This window comes from Flavobacterium sp. R1_16 (genome assembly GCF_057652095.1).
In genome coordinates this window covers 244346-259204 of the sequence record NZ_JBYFCG010000003.1, presented here as the reverse complement: position 1 = coordinate 259204, position 14859 = coordinate 244346, and the positions used below count along the sequence as shown (strand labels likewise).

The following is a 14859-nucleotide window of genomic DNA, read 5'->3' as shown; positions in this document are numbered from 1 at the left end:
TTAAATAAACAAGAAAAAATGATTTTTTGTCGTTGTATAGCAAAAAAAACCGACAAAAGTTAGGTTAATTGAAAAAATGGTTATACTTTCGTCGAACCAAATCTATAATAAAATAAAATTATGAAACTAAATTGTGTTGTTGTTGATGATAGTTCCATTCAGAGAATGATCATTGCAAAGTTAGTGAATAATCATCCAAATTTAAATTTAATTGGAGATTTTTCTAATGCAATTGAAGCAAAAAATTGCATGTCGGTACATACTGTTGACTTGATATTTCTAGATATTGAAATGCCAGTCATTAGTGGTTTTGATTTTCTAGACGGATTAAAGACGAAACCTCAAATCATCTTTATCACGTCTAAAGCGGAGTACGCTATGAAAGCGTTTGATTATGATGCAACGGATTACCTACAAAAACCAATTGCTCTTGATCGTTTTAATGCTTCTGTAAAACGTGCTATGGATTTTCATTTACTTAAAAAAGAAAATCAAGAAGAAGATGGAGAACATATATTTATTAAGAGTAATCTTAAAAAACTTAAAGTGTTCACTTCTAAAATTAAATGGATTGAAGCGTTTGGCGACTATGTAAAAGTCGTTACTGAGGAAGATAGCAATCTTGTACTCTCTACCATGAAGTCTTTTGAAAAAGATTTATCTAAAGACAAGTTTATTAGAGTACACAAATCGTATATTATTAATATTGATAAAGTAGAACGTTTCAACAGTAAATTTGCAGAAATTGGAATTACAAAAATACCTTTGAGCCGAAACAAGAAAGAAGACCTAGTTCGAGCTTTGGCAATAACCTAATAAAAATCAACATTCACAACAACCTTAACTGTTCTGAATTGCGAAACCGTATCAAAACTATCCAGTATCTTCTGGATAGTTTTTTTTGTGCCTTGTAAAGAGTGATTTTGAGGAATCTTAATCATGATGGTTCGAATGTATTCATTTCTGATGCGACCAATTGCAGGTTCTTCAGGACCAAGAACAGGAACCTTCAAATTCTGAGAACATACCTCATACAACCATTTAGAACTCTCTTTAAGCGTATCTAAATTGCGGTGTTTTAAAGTCAATTTTATCAATCTATAATAAGGAGGGTACTTATAAATTTGCCTTTCGTAGAGTTGTTCCTTGTACATTCCTGTGTAATCATTGTGGGTAACCTGCTGTATGGTATTATGAAATACATTATAGGTTTGAATGATTACTTTTCCTTTTTTCTCTGAACGACCAGAACGCCCTGATACTTGAGTCATCATCTGAAAACTTCTTTCAAAAGCTCTGAAATCAGGATGATAGAGCATCGTATCGGCGTTCATGATTCCAACTAAACTCACGTTATCAAAATCCAATCCTTTGGCTAGCATTTGTGTTCCTACCAAAATATCAACTTCTCTATTCTTGAAGCTGTCTATAATTTTTTCGAATCCAAATTTTCCTCTGGTAGTATCCTGATCCATTCTTCCAATTTTGGCATTTGGAAAAAGGGTAACCAATTCTTGCTGAATTTGTTCGGTTCCAAATCCTTTGGTGGTTAAGTGTGGACTAGAACAGGCATGGCAGACCGTTGGATTTGCCATTGAATACCCACAATAATGACATCGCAATTGATTTTTATGCTTGTGATAGGTCAAACTAACATCACATTGTTGACATTGTGGTACATGTCCGCAAGTCATACATTCTACTATGGGCGAAAAACCTCTTCTATTTTGAAATAAAATAACTTGTTCGCCTACAGCTAGTGTAGTAGTAATTTCTTCAATTAAAGTATCGCTGAAATGACCTGTCATTTTTTTTCGAAAGTATTTATCTTTCAAATCAACCAACTCAATATCGGGCATTACAGCTTTTCCATACCTTTCAAATAGTTCTACCAAACCATACTTGCCGGATTGCGCATTGAAGTAGGTTTCAATACTTGGTGTTGCCGAGCCTAAAAGCACTTTAGCTCTACCCTGTCCATCTTTGCCAAGGTTTGCCTGATGTAAATTAGACAAAATAATAGCAGCATCTCGGGCATGATAACGTGGAGCTGGGTCTTGTTGCTTGAAGGTTTGCTCGTGTTCTTCATCGATAATGATAAGCCCTAAATTTGAAAAGGGTAAAAACAATGCCGACCTAGCTCCTATTACAATTTGTGCTTTAGGAGCATTCTCTAGAACTTGTTTCCAGACTTCTACCCTTTCGTTATTATTGTGTTTCGAATGATAAACAGCCACTTTATCTCCGAAATACTCGCGCAACCTACCCACCAATTGAGTGGTTAGTGCTATCTCTGGTAGTAGATATAAAATTTGTTTTTGCTGTTGCAAATACCGTTCGATGAGTTGAATGTAAATTTCTGTCTTACCACTTGAGGTTACTCCGTGCAAGAGACAGACCTCTTTACTAGCGAAACTTTTCTCAATTTCTTGAAATGCCAATTCTTGAGCGCTACTCAATTGTAAGGCTTCTTCTTTTACTATTCCTGCAAAATGAATTCTGTCTTCCTTGATATAATACTCTTCAAAAATGGTTTTATCGATTAACGCCTTTACAACAGCCGAAGTTGAATTGCTTGTTTCAATCAGTTGTTTTACGGTTATCGGCTTTTTTTCAGATGCGGTTAATTGGAAATAACTCAATACTATTTCTTTTTGTTTGTCTGATCTTTTTACTTTTTCAAGTAGTTCAGTCAAACCTTTGCTAGAATCATATATTGAATTAAGACGAATATAACGAACTAATTTGGGCTTATAGACTTCCGATATTTCTTCTTGCAGTACTACTATTTCTTTAGCTATCAGTTTTTGGATTATTGGCAGAACACTCTTTTTATTGAGAATTTTAATGATATCCTGAATCTTCAATGACGATTGTTGCTGTAGTGCTTGGTAGACTAAAAACTCATCGTCGGTAAGTTGAGATTCATCGATGAATTGGTTACTTTTTTGCGAAATAATTGTTTCGCTTTCTAGCAATAGTGCGCTAGGCAAAGCTCCACGATATACATCGCCAATGGCACACATATAGTAGGAAGCTATCCATTTCCAATGCTTGATTTGAATTTCATTAACAATAGGTTTTTCGTCTAAAATTTGATGAATTTCTTTGGCTTCATACAAAAGAGGTTCTCTTTGATGTAATTCGACCACAAGTGCAGTGTATATTTTTGATTTGCCAAAAGGAACTGCCACCCGCATTCCAACTTGAATGTAATGGAATTCCGCCTCAGAAATACTATAGGTAAAGGTTTTAGAAAGCGCTAAGGGTACAATTACTTCTGCGAAGAAAAACATTTTACGGATTTAGAAGATGATTAAGTGACTGTAAATTTAACCTTTTATTCGATGCCAATATTGAGTCCTTCCAAATAATGAAATCCCTATGTATCCCCTAACTTTGAGTTTGTCTTTGGATTCAAGAGTGATAGAACATTTATAGATTTTTCCGTGCTTAGGGTCTAAAATTTTACCTGAATTGTACTCTGAACCTTCCTTAACAAGTCCTTTAATCACAATTAATCCTATCAATGGTTTGTCTTTGTCATCTCCTGTGCAATTCGAACATAGTTTATTGCGGTCTCTAGGATCGATTATATCGTGAACTTTCCCGTAGATTTTACCTGCACGTTCATAAATCTCAACAATAGAGACTGCTTTTCCAGTTTCATCATCAATAGTTTTCCACTTTCCAACTACAGACTGAGAAAAGTTGAATGTTGAAACCAACATAAGCGCTGCTGAGGTTAGGGCTTTCATCTTTTTATATCATCAAGCTAAAAATCATTCGCTCTTTTTTTGCATTTTCAATTTATTGATAGACTGATTTAATTCAAATCCTAGCAATAGAATCATACAGTTTATCCAAATGTAAAACATCATAATGAGTAATGTCCCAATAGAGCCGTATAATTCATTGTATTTGGAAAATTTAATCACCCAAATTCCAAAACCATAAGAGGACAAAATAATTAATACAGTTGTAAATACGGAACCTATAGATATAAATGCTCTTTTTTCATGGTGCTTAGTACCAAATTTTAAAAGTACCGAAGTCGTGATGAGAATCATTAGAATAATAAAGACGTATCGACCAAGAATGATTAATGGAATTCTATCGCTGAGCACGTCTTGGATAATCGTTTTTTGAATGAATACTTCAAAAACAACGATGGTTGCAACGGTAACCAATAATAACAATGACAATACTAACGACATCCCCAATGCCACCAGGTATTGATGGAAAAATCCTCTTTTGATTAGCACATGCTTGGAAGACTCAAATCCTCCTAATATACCGTTCAAGCCATTGGCCATAAGGAAAATAGACAATAAAAACCCAGAAGAAAGCAATCCAGAATGACTGTTATTGAGAATATCATTGATGATTTTATAAATGGCATCGTAGGTATTGGGAGGTACTCCTTCTTTTACGAATTGTAAAAAATCGGCTTGAAATCCCTCAATGGGAATGTAAGGAATCAAGTTTAAAATGAACAAGGCAAAAGGAAACAATGCCATAAAAAAACTAAACGCTACCGCACTGGCATGATAGCTCAAGGCGCCTTCTACAATTCCTAGAATGTAGAGTTCTAATAAATCGTAAAGCGATAGTCCTTGCAACCACGGCAGGCGAATGCGCTTGGACAAATGCACCAGATTTCGAACAATGGGTATGCGTTCTAATTTTATTTCTATTTCTGTTGACATTAGTGTATTGCTATGATTAAAATGCTTTTAAACTCAAATCCATATTATAAATAGAGTGCGTCAATGCTCCAGATGAAATGTAATCAACGCCACAATCAGCGTAGTTGCGAATGGTTTCTTCATTAATATTTCCAGATGACTCCGTAGCACATTTATTTCCAATTAATTCGACTGCTTTTCGGGTATCGTCATAATTAAAATTGTCAATTAGAATTCTGAAAACTCCATCGCTTTGCAAGATTTCTTTAATTTCATCGAGTGTACGGGCTTCGACAATAATTTTTAAGTCGAGCTGATTTTGTTTCAAGAATGATTTTGTTTTGGCTATTGCTTGTGTAATTCCACCAGCAAAATCGATGTGATTGTCCTTGAGCATTACCATATCGTAGAGCGCAAACCGATGATTTTCGCCACCACCAATCTTTACCGCCCATTTCTCGCAAGCGCGAAAACCAGGAGTCGTTTTTCTAGTATCTAAAATTTTCGCTTTGGTTCCTGCTAGCAACTGAACATAACCATTAGTTTTGGTAGCAATGGCCGACATGCGTTGCATGGAGTTTAGCACCAATCGCTCTGCTTTGAGGATAGATTGTGAACTGCCCGAAACATGAAAAACTTCGTCTCCGTACTTCACTTGTGCACCGTCGTTGATAAAAGTCTCTATTTGAAGATTGGGATCGACATGGTTGAAAATCATTTTGGCAAAGTCCACTCCCGCAATAATTCCATTGTCTTTTACGAGTAATTTGGCCTTTCCTATGGCAGTGGCCGGAATACAGGACAAGGAACTATAGTCGCCAGAGCCCACATCTTCACGGATAGCATTTTGAATAATTTGTTCTAACTCGTTTTGAAATTGTATTTCAGAAATCATGATGGTTCTTGTTGAAGTGCTAAAATTAGGAAAAAAGTTTAGTTATAGGAAATTAAAGTTTTTTTGAAAGACGATGAGTGCGTTGTTTATTTTTTCTGCAAATCAGTGTTCAAAAGATGTTGTATTTTAGGTAGCGTACCTAATTTAGCTTTATATGCATTCTAATACACTCCATATACACTATGTATGCTTTATCTATGCCTTTGGTATGCTTAAGGTATGGACGAGGTTGGAAGCTGGAAGTATTGACTCGTCCTAAAATAGCTATACAGGTTAATAAATAAATCCTACTATTGTTATACAAATAAAGAGTTCGCTTGATGATATATAAAAAATAGTATATTTACTAGTCAGCAGTAATACCAAAAAAAATGCGAAAAATAACAACTGAAATAATAATAGTGACAATACTTTGGACTTATATTATAGGCTCAATAATATATAATCCGCATATTGGAATTCAATCAATATTTGGAATAATTTGGACTTACATTTGTTTCAACTGCCCTTTTATTAAGAAAAAATGATTTAGCACTTGGAATATTAACATTCTCTCTGATTCTTTCCACTTTTAACGCTGTAAAATTTGGCGATGCATTTGAAGCTCGGATTGGTTTTGTATATCTAATTCCATTTTTATTATCAGTAATTTTAATTTTCTCAAGATTGCGAGAATTAATGAACATAAAAGAAAAATGGTTTGCGGAAGATGAGGAAGAAATAGAAAATGGAAAACTCAGAAAAATTGAAATGTTTAAAAGAGAATTTAAAAATTTAACTCAAACAGAACTTAATAGAAAATTAACTGAACAAAAACTAACTGAAGAAGCCAAAGTTGCTGTAGTGGAATTACTCGAATTGAAAAGTAAAACATAGAAATAGGTTACTACTGCTAAAAGCTATTTCCCGCAATCAGACTTTACCCAAACTTCACCGAAGTCATATTCAAAGAGCCACCCACTAGTTTATCATTGAAGAAGCTAATCTCGTCCTGCTTATCCTGCAAGGCAAGACTGTAAATCAAAGGATAATAATGGTCTGGCGTAGGAATCGCCAGTTTAGCCGCTGCACCCAATTTTTCATAATTTATTAAAGATTGAACATCGCGATTGCCTATTTTTTCTTTAAAAATGGTATTCATTTCAATCGCCCAATCGAATCCGTATTCGGGTTCTTGCAATTTATCCCAAGCTACCATTCGGAGATTATGTACCATATTGCCACTTCCAATGATAAGAACACCTTTACTCCGTAAAGATTTCAGTTGCTGCGCCAAATCATAATGGTATTGAGCAGGTTTATTATAATCGATGCTTAATTGCAAAACGGGAATATCAGCATCTGGATACATGTGTTTCACCACTGACCAAGTTCCGTGATCCAAACCCCATTCGTGGTCTAAACCCACCGAGGTAGAAGTAATTAGTTTTGAAGTTGCTGCTGCCAATTCAGGACTTCCTTTTGCAGGATACTGCACATTGAACAATTCTTGAGGAAAACCTCCAAAATCGTGAATGGTTCTGGGTTGTTCCATGGCCGTGACAAAGGTACCGTTAGTCAACCAATGGGCTGATACTACTAACACTGCTTTTGGTTTTGGTATTTCTTTACCAAATTTTGACCACGTTCTAGAAAATTCATTGTCCTCAATGGCATTCATTGGCGAACCGTGACCTATAAATATAACAGGAAGTTTTTGATCCTGAACTTTTAAATCTTTTGACCAACTGTATAAGGGCTGTAATGACGTCATAGCTATTCCTCCTAGTAGTGTTTTTATAAAATCTTTTCGTTCCAAAATAACAACATTTGTACATACGAATATACAATGAATACTTTATAAAACATTTTATATAAGAAATAATTAACAGTACAACTTAGAAACAGGAACTGCTACTTTTATAAAAGATAAATACCGTCTTCCTTAATTTCAATCAATTTGTCTTTATACAATGAGCCAATAGCCTTTTTGAAGGTTTTTTTGCTCATTTTCAGCACAGTTTTGATGTCTTCAGGATGGCTGTTGTCATTTAAACGTAGAAAACCTCGGCTAGCTTTCAGTTCATCTAAAATAACTTTGGCATTAGGTTCAATATTGAGGTAGCCCTGTATTTGAAGTGAAACATCTATTTTGTTATCAGGGCGAATGGTTTTAATATAGCCACGCATTCTATCACCTGTCCGAATGGCATCGTCATACACTTCATCTTTATAAACTAAGCCTTTGTGTTTTTCATTGATGATAACATTAATACCAATTTCAGTAATATGAGAAACAATTAAATCGACTTCTTCCCCTTTTTCAACGGTCAAAACATCGTTGTTCAAAAACTGATTGGTTTTACTAGAAGCTACTAAACGGTTGGTCTTTTCGTCCATGTACAAATACACCAAATAGCGCTTTCCTTTTTCCATTGGTCTCGCCTGCTCTTTGAATGGAACCAGAATATCTTTTTCCATGCCCCAATCCATAAAAGCACCTACTTGATTGACATAATTCACACGCAAAAGCGCAAATTCATTCAATAAAATATATGGTTCAAGCGTGGTAGCAACGGGACGTTGTTCGTGATCTAAATAGATAAATACCGTTAGCTTCTCTCCTATTTCAAATACATTAGGAACATATTTATTAGGCAAAAGAATATCGTGAATACCATCAGGGTCTGCCTCTGGATTTCCTAAAAATAGTCCTACTTTGGTATCGCGTAATACCGTTAAGGTATTGTATTTGCCTATTTCAATCATTTCTTGTTCTTCTGAGATTCAGCTGCAAAGGTACAAAGAGGAATTCAATGTTTTGGATTAATGTTCAAATGAAATTAGGCTTACACCAACTCTTTAAAATACTGCAATAGAATTTTATCGTTCTGTAAAGTCGGCGTAAAGACCTCTAAGATACATGGCTTTTCGTTTTGAGAATACAGAGCGTTCAAACTAGTTGTTAAACTCGCCTCATCACTAGCTATTGAATATTCAAAATCATACATTTTTGCCAAATGTTCGGCAGTGAGACAATGTGATGTTTCAAAGAAAGTATTGAAAACTTTATTCTCTTGATGACCAGGTAAAATTCTAAAGATACCTCCTCCACCATTATTAATGAGGATAATCTTGAAATTTTTAGGAATATAATTGTTCCACAAACCATTACTGTCGTATAAAAAACCAATATCTCCCGTGATTAAAGTAGTTGGTCTGTCACTAGCAAGCGCCGCTCCAATGGCTGTTGAAGTGCTTCCATCAATACCACTAGTACCTCTATTGCTGTAAACAACAATACTTGGGTCAATTGGGAACAATTGAGCATACCTTACGGGTGAACTATTACTCAGTTGCAACATGGATTCTTTGGGTAATTTCTGTAAAACGATTTCAAAAACCTTTAAATCAGAAAATGGAATTTTATCCAAGTACTGCTGGTGTTTGAATCGCCTTGTTAGTTTTACAGCTTGTCCTTTATCAAAATAATCACTTAAAACCATCTTAGTAAACGGTAGTATTTGATGAAAGAAGTCATTAGGACTAGACTGAAAATGATGAGGCGTACATCCAAAAGTGTTATAGGCTCTCAAAGGATCAATATGCCAATGGTACTGTGGCTTGTAATTTCTTAGAAAAGATTTTATCCGTTTTGAAACAATCATTCCTCCAAATGTTATTAAAATATCTGGCTGAAACGCTTTGAAATCTTTCTCTTTAAAAGGAGTGATTATAGTATCAATATTTGTTAAAAAAGTATTGTGATGAATGTTGGAAGTAGTTTCTGTCATTACTACTATCGAAGGATCATTCGCCAATGTGCTAATAATTTCTTCATCTAATTCATTAGGTGGATTCGTACCAATTAAAATCAACTTCTTCTTTGCTGAATTCCACACATTGGTATACGCAATAATATCATCAATGGAAATGGTCTTGTACACCTTAGAAAAAGCAGAAATCGTTGGGTCAACCGTCATTTTTCGAACTGTAAGGTACAAAGGTTCTTCAAAGGGCGCATTAATATGCGTAGGCCCTTTTTTCGCAAAAGCAATATTGATGGCTTCGTTAATTTTATTGTCATTTTCTGTTGATTCCCCTTCGGTAAGGTTAGCATTGTAAAGCGAGTGATTTTGAAACACATTCATTTGACGAATAGTTTGTCCGTCACCAATATCAATTTTACTATAAGGTCTGTCAGCTGAAATAACTATCAACGGAATTTGACTGTAAAATGCTTCCGCAAAAGCAGGATAGTAATTCAATAAGGCGGAACCCGAAGTACAAACTAGTGCTACTGGTTTATTTGTTTGTTGTGCTATACCCAAAGCAAAAAAGGCTGCCGAACGTTCATCAGCAATACTGTAACATTCAAATTGAGGATTATTTACAAACCCTATAGTTAAAGGTGCATTTCTGGAGCCCGGAGAAATTACAATTTGAGTGACGCCTTTGGCTAAACAAATTTGAACGATACTTTGAGCTAAAGGAATTTTTGGATAAATCATTTCAATGAAATTGGTCTGAATAAATAAATTGGATAACAAATTTACTATTCGGTTGTTAATTTTTTACAAAAAAGGCAGAAACTTTCTTTATATTTGATGAAAGTATAAAAAAATCCGATGAACGTAACTATTAGACCTGCAACATTCAATGATGTAACAGCTATTTTAGATATTGTAAACTATGCTATCCTGCATACCACAGCAAATTATAACTATGATACTCAAACTATTGAAGACCAAAACAAATGGTTTGAAGACAAACAATTACATCAATTTCCTGTTATTGTAGCAGAATACGACGGGCTAATTGTAGGCTATGGCACCTATGGCACTTTTAGAGAAAAAAAAGGCTACCAATATACCGTAGAACATTCCGTTTATGTTTCTGATGTCTTCACCGGAAAAGGAATTGGAAAATTACTACTAACCGAATTGATTCAACTAGCAAAAACACAAGGTTATCACAACATGATTGGCGCTATTGATGCTGATAATCTTGAGAGCATTGCCTTTCACAAAAAGTTTGGCTTTGAAGCCTGTGGTGTTGTAAAAGAAGCAGCATTCAAATTTGACAAATGGTTGGATTTACTGTTTATGCAATTGATTATAAAGTAAGGTTCATCTGAATTTTATATGAAACTTTGGTTTTTAAAATTTTACCATTAAGGCATTAAGATTTATTAAGTAAACAGAACTTAATTTCCTTAATACCTTAATGGTTTTAATAATTTCCAATAAAAACTCAAAATAAAAAGAGGCTCAATATCTATTGAACCTCTTTTATATTTTTTTCTAAAACAAATTAACCGTTAATCCAATTCACTATTGAAGCGTCTGTAGGGAGCACTTGTGGCGAAATTACTTTTTCTAATTCCCCTTTTTCATTAATCAAATATTTTTGAAAATTCCACTCTACCTCCGAATCTTGCAGTCCGTTTTTAGCTTTTTGTGTCAAAAATTGATACACTTTATGCATGTCCTTTCCCTTGACAGAAATCTTACTCATCATAGGAAATGTAACTCCATAATTCTTTTGACAGAATGAGGCGATTTCTGAATTGGTTCCTGGTTCTTGAGCACCAAAATTGTTCGCAGGAAACCCTAAAATAACTAAATTTTTAGATTTGTATTTTTTGTACAAGGCTTCTAACTCTTTATACTGTGGGGTCAATCCACATTTGGAAGCGGTGTTTACGATAATCACTTTTTTACCTTTTAAGCTGGCAAAATCAAATTCTTTACCCGACAAATCTTGAACCTTAAATTGATAAATAGTTTGTATTTCCATTTTGTGTTTTTTGTTTGATTGTGTTTGAGCCTGAGTCGTGAAGTTCAAAAAAAGCAACAAGCTTAGATTAAGAATAAATACGTTTTTCATCATTTTAAATTTTTATTAAAAATAATTAAAATTCAACGCATTTAGGACTAACAATGCTTAAAGTTTTATTAATGTTTAAAATAAAAAGAGGCTGTCTTTTTAGAACAGCCTCTAGTTTTTTAGCTTATTAAAACTATTTCCTATAATATTTTCTGTATTTCGGATAAGTTACAATCCCTATGAAAGTAATAGCTCCTAAAGTCATCCATATCCAACTCAGAGAATTGGCTTCACCACTAGCATACGAATGTAAACCCACCAAATGAAAATTAACGCCATAATAGGTAAACAATATAGAAAGAAACGCATACATACTCATCAAGTTGAAAATCCATTTTCCTCTTAGCAAGGGAACAAAACGGGCATGAATTACAAAAGCATAAACCATAATGCTGATTAAGGCCCAAGTCTCTTTTGGGTCCCATCCCCAGTAGCGACCCCAACTTTCATTGGCCCATTGCCCTCCGAGAAAATTACCTATCGTTAGCATAATCAAACCAATGGTTAAAGCCATTTCGTTGATGTAGCTAATCTCCTGAATATTCAATTCCATCTTGGCTTTGTTTTTATCATTTGTAAAAAAGATAAGAATCAAAGAAACCAAACCTAATATCATTCCTAAAGCAAAGGGTCCATAACTCGCTACAATAACAGCCACGTGAATCATCAACCAATACGAATTCAAAACAGGCTGCAAATTGGCTATTTCTGGGTCAACCCAATTCATATAAGCAGCCATCAAAATAATAGAAGTTACAAATGCCGATGCTCCAACAGTAAGCTTGGATTTTCTATCAAAAGCCAATCCAAAGAACATCGTTGCCCAAGCCACATAAATAATCGATTCATAGGCATTACTCCATGGCGCATGACCTGATATATACCAGCGAACAATTAATCCTAAGGTATGCAACCCAAACAACACCCCAACAATAACATGCATGGTATTGACCAAAAAGCTAATGACTTTTCCTTCTTTGAAAATTTTGATAATGGTAAAGAAAATCATTAAAACACCCGCCATCATATACAAATAAAACAGCTTTTTGAAAACATCATATTTGTTATACAAAATTTCAGAAGATATTTTGTCCTCACTCGGCATCACTTTACTACCGTATCGTTTTTGGTATTTAATAATCCCATCCAAGTAAAAATCAGATTCTTTATACTTCTTGGACAAAGCAGCACTAGAAAGCGAATTCAAATAAATTGGGAGTATTTGTCGGGTAAAAACAGAATCCATCCCTTTCAGATCTGCTTCGCCTAATTCAGGATACGATACCCATTTATTGTTTTCGTGATTCGGTATCGGAAATATTTTAAGAATACTGCCTGATAATGCCGAATTAAGAAGATTGATTTTCTTATCAGTTTCTACAAAATCTTTTTCAAACTGATTCGGATTAGCCGCCTTATACGCCTCGTCTAAATATTTCGACAATTTATAATTTCCTTTTTCATCGAAAAAGTTAATGAATCGAGCCTTTTTCTGATCTGCTGGTATGCCAATAATCTTTCTAATACTATCATTACCAGCACTAATATGAATCAACGGGACTTCATACCAAATCGTTGGAAATTGCGTCATCGATAAAAATACCTGATCAGAATTCATCTCCTTGTAGGTGTCTTTATGACTCACTTTTCGCAACAATTCAGACGAAAAAGTATTCACAGGCTTCATTCTTCCGCCATTATCCTGAATAATCAACCGCCCAAACTTTTCGGCATGCTTCTCACTTACTTTATAAACGGTAAGCAAAGAATCAATTTGCTTTTCAGTAGGCATTTTGCCTTGATGATTTTGGGCAAAACCACTCAAAGAAAACAACAAAACCAAAACGGTAAGTTGTGTTTTTTTAGCTTTTACCACTTCTAACTTTCTTTTTACATCCGCAAATCGAGAATGTTTAGTGAACATGATTGCCATCATAGCAAAAAACAAAAGGAAATAACCAATATAAGTCACCCAGGTTCCCCAAAAATCATGGTTTACAGAAAGTACAGTTCCTTTTTCGTCAGGGTCGAATGAAGCCTGAAAAAAACGATACCCTTTGTGATCCAAAACATGGTTCATATAAATTCGTGTGTCAAATTCTTTTGGAGTATCTTTAACGGTGACCTTACTTTCAAAAGCAGAAAAACTTTTTTCAGTTCCAGGATATTTTTGAGCCACAAAATCATTCAATTGAATGCTAAAAGGCAATTCATACACCTTACTTCCGTAAAACAACGTAAATTCTAATCCACCTATTTTCAAAATCTTAGGCTCTCCCATTTTACCTTTTGAACCAACTAAAGTCACTTCGTGCTCCTCACCGTTAGATTGTAAAGATAACACGACAGCATCGTCCTGATTCTTCGCTTTAAAATCATTGCTGGACTCATAGCCTATCACTCCTTTTTTAGCAGGTTCTGGAAAAACAAATTGAATACCTCCCACATTATACAAAGAACGCATCATCAAGGGTTGAACGGAATCTTTCACCACTCTACCTTGTAGCTTGTCGGCCATTCGCATGAAACTTCCTTCAAAAGGTGTGCTGATAGTTCCGAGCGCAGTATTAATATTTATAGCACCCTTTGTAAATTTGTTCACCGAAAAAAGAATATTGTGAATGCTTTGAACTTCACCTTCTTTCAGGAAATGTTCGTGTCGAGTTCCTGAACTCGATTCGACCAACTTAATAAATACCGCACCGTTTTTATCCTCTTGAATGGTTTCCTTTGCTCCCATAATGAAGCGTTTTAGCTTAATCTTGAACGGAATGGTGTCAAAAGAATTAGAAAGCGAAAAATCATTTGAAGTTACCGCCGAAAACAAAACAGGTTGTTCAAAAACACGTCTTTTCAATTCTCCTTGGTATTGCCCATCGACATTAATAGTGATAAAAGTTTTATCAGAAAAGAATCGATTTTCACTAGCCCCTTCACGAATGGGCATCATACCTTCATAACTAATATAGCGGGTAATAAAAGCACCCAAAATGATAAAAATAAAAGCCAAATGCAGCATGAGTGTAGCCCATTTTTCTTTTTTCCACAATTGGTATCTCTGGATATTTCCAATGAAATTAATCATAAAAAATAACATGATAGCCTCAAACCACCAAGCGTTATACACCCAAATTCTTGCCGTATCAGTATTGTATTTGCTCTCGATAAAAGTCCCAGTAGCCATCGCTATCGCAAAGCCAAGAAACAAAACAGCCATTAATCGTGTGGAGAACAAAAACGAGAATATTTTTTTTTCCATGTATGCAGGAATAACTAATTTAAAAAGTCCTGCAAAAATAGACAAAAAAGTCGATTGTTTGGGGCTAGTAATAAGATTTAAGTGTTAATTAAGAAATGTTGTAGTACTAGTGATAACAAAAAAATCCCAAACTATTACAATCAAAATAG

At 34.7% G+C, this 14859-nt stretch carries 12 protein-coding genes; 3 read left to right on the top strand and 9 right to left on the bottom strand.

All coding sequences use genetic code 11. The features are described 5' to 3' along the window. Positions 1-120 precede the first annotated feature (120 nt). Positions 121-816: a LytR/AlgR family response regulator transcription factor gene (locus AC23L6_RS07315; RefSeq protein ID WP_487561331.1), complete on the top strand. Its 696-nt coding sequence runs from the start codon at positions 121-123 to the stop codon at positions 814-816. Here AC23L6_RS07315 and priA read toward each other — a convergent pair. The 4 genes from priA to nadC are packed head-to-tail and all read right to left on the bottom strand — an operon-like array spanning position 813 to position 5583. Further along, a complete protein-coding gene (priA, locus tag AC23L6_RS07310; protein WP_487561332.1) occupies positions 813-3296 on the bottom strand; it encodes a replication restart helicase PriA in 2484 nt (827 codons plus the stop codon). The genes AC23L6_RS07315 and priA overlap by 4 nt on opposite strands. Positions 3297-3332: 36 nt before the next feature. Then, complete coding sequence (locus tag AC23L6_RS07305) at positions 3333-3758, bottom strand: DUF2147 domain-containing protein (RefSeq protein WP_487561333.1); 426 nt, start codon at positions 3756-3758, stop codon at positions 3333-3335. 24 nt (positions 3759-3782) lie between these two features. Then, entirely contained in the window at positions 3783-4709 is a 927-nt protein-coding gene (locus AC23L6_RS07300; protein ID WP_487561334.1) for a YihY/virulence factor BrkB family protein, read from the bottom strand. A gap of 16 nt (positions 4710-4725) precedes the next feature. Beyond that, a complete protein-coding gene (nadC, locus tag AC23L6_RS07295; protein ID WP_487561335.1) occupies positions 4726-5583 on the bottom strand; it encodes a carboxylating nicotinate-nucleotide diphosphorylase in 858 nt (285 codons plus the stop codon). Positions 5584-6261: 678 nt separating this feature from the next. Between nadC and AC23L6_RS07290 the strand changes: the two genes are divergently transcribed. Continuing rightward, positions 6262-6459, top strand: a complete 198-nt coding sequence (locus AC23L6_RS07290; RefSeq protein ID WP_487561337.1) for a hypothetical protein — start codon at positions 6262-6264, stop codon at positions 6457-6459. 43 nt (positions 6460-6502) lie between these two features. Here the strand turns inward: AC23L6_RS07290 and ygiD are convergent, their stop codons facing one another. From ygiD to menD, 3 genes are all read right to left on the bottom strand, one after another. After that, complete coding sequence (ygiD, locus tag AC23L6_RS07285) at positions 6503-7336, bottom strand: 4,5-DOPA-extradiol-dioxygenase (RefSeq protein ID WP_487561598.1); 834 nt, start codon at positions 7334-7336, stop codon at positions 6503-6505. 146 nt (positions 7337-7482) lie between these two features. Next, positions 7483-8331, bottom strand: coding sequence for a CvfB family protein (locus AC23L6_RS07280; RefSeq protein WP_487561338.1), 849 nt, complete (start codon positions 8329-8331; stop codon positions 7483-7485). 80 nt (positions 8332-8411) lie between these two features. Beyond that, positions 8412-10073 (bottom strand): 2-succinyl-5-enolpyruvyl-6-hydroxy-3-cyclohexene-1-carboxylic-acid synthase, encoded by a 1662-nt coding sequence (gene menD / locus AC23L6_RS07275; protein WP_487561340.1) that lies wholly within the window; start codon positions 10071-10073, stop codon positions 8412-8414. 117 nt (positions 10074-10190) lie between these two features. On the opposite strand from menD, the gene AC23L6_RS07270 reads away from it, so the two are divergent. After that, positions 10191-10688, top strand: a complete 498-nt coding sequence (locus tag AC23L6_RS07270) for an N-acetyltransferase family protein (RefSeq protein WP_487561341.1) — start codon at positions 10191-10193, stop codon at positions 10686-10688. Between the two features lie 187 nt (positions 10689-10875). Here the strand turns inward: AC23L6_RS07270 and AC23L6_RS07265 are convergent, their stop codons facing one another. After that, positions 10876-11451, bottom strand: coding sequence for a glutathione peroxidase (locus AC23L6_RS07265; protein WP_487561599.1), 576 nt, complete (start codon positions 11449-11451; stop codon positions 10876-10878). Positions 11452-11584: 133 nt separating this feature from the next. After that, entirely contained in the window at positions 11585-14710 is a 3126-nt protein-coding gene (locus tag AC23L6_RS07260) for a cytochrome c biogenesis protein (protein WP_487561600.1), read from the bottom strand. Positions 14711-14859 lie beyond the last annotated feature (149 nt).